Consider the following 3,340-nt stretch of genomic DNA (forward strand, 5'->3'; position numbering starts at 1 on the left):
AGTTCATTACGCCGACCTCCGGGTTATGCCGACATGGCGTCGCCCGCCGAGCCCGTGGGCGGAGAACCCGCACTTGAGGTCGGCATAACCGCCTGCTGCTGAGGGAAGCTTCCTGCTCCACTCGTCGAGAAGGAGGCCATCATGGCTCATCTGTCCCGGGTTCGGCTAACCGGACCTCTCTCACCGTTTGCCCAAGGTTTCGCGGAAGAGCTTTCACGACAGGGGTACAAGCCCAAGCCCGTCGTGGACCAGGTGAGGTTGGTGGCTCACCTCAGCCGATGGCTCTGCCGCAGAGGTCTCCAAGTTGCGGACCTAGAGCTTTCGGTCCTGAACGAATTCCTCGGTGATCGACGTTCGCAGGGCTACGCGATGTGGCTCTCGCCTAAGGCACTGGCGCCGCTTATCGACTACCTGCGTGGCATTGGGATGATGGCCGGCCAACCGAAGTCCGCGTCGGATCCGACGTCAGCGCTGCTGGGCCGCTATCGGGAGTACCTGCTCGGTACCCGGGGCTTGACCACCGCGTCCGCCCGGGGATACGTCGACATGGTGCGCCCGTTCGTTGCAAGCCGGCTGGTCGATGACGAACTCGACTGGGCGAGTTTGCAGGCCGCCGATGTCCACGGCTTCGTGCTCACCGCGTGTCGCGGCCGCTCCATCGGCTCAGCGAAGCTCATGACGACGGCACTGCGCTCGGTGCTCGGCTACTTACACGTCGAGGGGCTGATGTCCACCCCGCTGCAGGAAGTCGTCCCGCCAGTCGCAGGCTGGCGGCTTGCCGGCTTACCTCGATCACTGCAGCCAGGCGAGGTGCGACGCCTGCTCGCTGCCTGTGATCGGCGCACGACAGCGGGTCGGCGCGACTTCGCCATGTTGATGCTGCTCGCGCGACTCGGTATGCGTGCCGGCGAAGTGCGCTGCCTCACCCTGGAAGACATCGATTGGTGTGCAGGTGAACTGCTGGTCAGGGGCAAGGGCAATCGCATCGAACGCCTTCCTCTGCCGGAAGACGTCGGTCAGGCGCTGAGCGCGTACCTCCTGCGAGGTCGACCCGCAACGGCGCAAGGCCGTGCGGTGTTTATGCGCGTGCGCGCACCTCACCGCCCGCTGTCATCGCCTGGTGTCACCCAGGCCGTGGTGGCGGCGGCTGCGCGCGCGGGCCTTGGGCAGGTGAGCGCCCACCGGCTGCGACACACCGTCGCCACCGAGATGGTGCGCGCGGGCGTGCCGCTGGCTGAGGTCGGTCAGGTCCTCCGTCACCGGCGACTGGTGACGACGGCCATCTACGCCAAGGTCGATCGAGAGCGCCTGCGCCTGCTGGCCCGCCCGTGGCCGGGAGGTGCGACATGACCGCGCTACGCCAAGCACTTGTCGACTACCTGAGCCTGCGTCGCGCTCTGGGATACAAGCTGCGACGTGCCGAGAAGCTGCTCCACCAGTTCATCGACTTCCTCGATGCCTCGGGTGCGCGGACGATCACGACGGAACACGCCCTGGCATGGGCATGCCAGCCCAAGGATGGGGCTGAGTATTGGTGGGGCTATCGCCTGTCGGTCGTTCGCGTCTTCGCTTCCTATGTGCACGCTAACGATGCCAGCGCCGAGGTGCCGCAGCGGGATCTACTCCCCTGTAGGCCCCGGCGCGCGACTCCATTCCTGTACTCTGAACAAGACATCGCCGCACTCATTACGGCTGCTGACGGGCTAAGCACGCCGCTACGCAGGGCGACCTACAGAACCTTGATTGGACTGCTTGCTGTCACTGGGATGCGCGTGGGCGAGGCCATCAACCTCGATCGGCGCGATCTCAACACGGCCGGCGGTGTCCTGCTGATCCACCACGCGAAGTTCAACAAGACGCGGGAGATTCCTTTGCACCCGTCGACGGTGGCCGCCTTGCGTCGGTACGTTGACTGCGTGGACAACGAGTGCGCCGCCAGGAGAACCCCCGCGCTGTTCCTCTCGAGCTTCGGTACCCGGCTCCTGTACTGCAACGTTCATTGGACCTTCCAGCGCCTGGCTCGTCAGGCCGGACTCTCGCCGCGCAACATGCAGTGTCGGCCTCGGATCCACGACCTCAGGCATGCATTTGCGGTCAACGCGCTGCTGGATGCGTGCCGCGGCGGTTCCGAGGCTCAGTGCCTGACGCTGCTGCCTACCTACCTCGGCCATGTCGACCCAGCCGCGAGCTATTGGTATCTGTCGGCCGCTCCGGAGTTGCTCGCCATGGCGGCCGAGCGTCTGGAGCATCATCGGAGTGCCAAGTCGTGAGCACGCTCGCCCCCGTCCTGCAGGCGTTCTTCACCGATCGACTCTTACGCGAGCGCCACGCGAGTGCACAGACCGTAGCGGCCTATCGGGACACCTGGCGGTTGCTGCTCAGGTTCGCGGCCAAACGCCTTGGCAAACAACCCTCCGACCTGGATCTCGGTGATCTCGGCGTGCCCATGATCAGCGCGTTCCTGGACCATCTGGAGACCGAGCGCAAGAATTGCGTGCGCACGCGCAACGCTCGCCTGGCGGCGATCCATTCGCTGTTCCGCTACGCCGCGGCGCGACATCCGGAGGACGCGGCCACGATCGCTCGGGTACTGGCCATCTTGCCCAAGCGATTCGAGCGTGCGCTCGTCGCGTTCCTCACTGAGCCCGAAGTCGAAGCGCTGCTTGCAGCGCCTGATCGCTCATCGTGGACCGGCCGGCGAGATCACGCGTTGCTCCAGCTCGCCGTGCAAACGGGGCTGCGGATCTCGGAACTGATCGGCCTGCGACGCAGCGACGTTCACCTCGACACCGGAGCACACGTTGCCTGTCACGGTAAGGGCCGCAAGGATCGGGTGACGCCCTTGACGGTATCAACGGCGCGTGTTCTTCGGGCCTGGCTGATTGAGCAGGATCCGGACTTGACCACGCCAGTGTTCCCGACGCGGACTGGCACACCGCTGAGTCGCGACGCGATCGAGCATCGCATCGCCGTGCATGTGGCCCACGCAGCGACTCGCTGCCCGTCCTTGGCAAGCAAACGGGTCACCGCGCATGTGCTTCGCCACAGCGCCGCGATGAGGCTGCTGGAAGCAGGCGTCCATCCCACCGTCATCGCGCTCTGGCTCGGCCACGAGCGGGTCGACACCACCGCGATGTACCTCCACGCACACCTGGGAATCAAGGAGGCTGCCCTCGCCCGTGCTCGGATGCCCGATGGGAAGCCGCGTCGGTATCGACCGCCCGACGCGCTGATGAGCTTCTTGCAGGCACTCTGACTATGCCGACCTCAACTGCGGCTTCGCCGCCCACGGGCTCGGTGGGCGACGCCATGTCGGCATAACCCGGAGGTCGGCGTAATG

Annotated in this window: 3 protein-coding genes; all 3 read left to right on the top strand. The window is 65.7% G+C overall.

What is annotated here, in order from left to right; genetic code table 11:
• The first annotated feature begins 141 nt into the window (after positions 1-141).
• The 3 genes from ACSFBL_RS35455 to ACSFBL_RS35465 are packed head-to-tail and all read left to right on the top strand — an operon-like array spanning position 142 to position 3,256.
• A complete protein-coding gene (locus ACSFBL_RS35455) occupies positions 142-1,350 on the top strand; it encodes a tyrosine-type recombinase/integrase (RefSeq protein WP_435520475.1) in 1,209 nt (402 codons plus the stop codon).
• On the top strand, positions 1,347-2,270 hold the full coding sequence (locus tag ACSFBL_RS35460; protein WP_435520476.1) for a tyrosine-type recombinase/integrase: 924 nt from the start codon (positions 1,347-1,349) through the stop codon (positions 2,268-2,270). The genes ACSFBL_RS35455 and ACSFBL_RS35460 overlap by 4 nt, the downstream gene beginning before the upstream one ends.
• Positions 2,267-3,256 (top strand): tyrosine-type recombinase/integrase, encoded by a 990-nt coding sequence (locus tag ACSFBL_RS35465; RefSeq protein WP_435520477.1) that lies wholly within the window; start codon positions 2,267-2,269, stop codon positions 3,254-3,256. Before ACSFBL_RS35460 ends, ACSFBL_RS35465 begins: the two co-directional genes overlap by 4 nt.
• Positions 3,257-3,340 lie beyond the last annotated feature (84 nt).

This window comes from Variovorax glacialis (assembly GCF_051216375.1).
Taxonomy (GTDB): Bacteria; Pseudomonadota; Gammaproteobacteria; order Burkholderiales; family Burkholderiaceae_C; genus Variovorax.

Excerpts from the sequence above, each read along its gene's own strand:
- ACSFBL_RS35455 (WP_435520475.1), top strand. The coding sequence starts at position 142 with ATGGCTCATCTGTCCCGGGTTCGGCTAACCGGACCTCTCTCACCGTTT.
- ACSFBL_RS35460 (WP_435520476.1), top strand. The coding sequence starts at position 1,347 with ATGACCGCGCTACGCCAAGCACTTGTCGACTACCTGAGCCTGCGTCGC.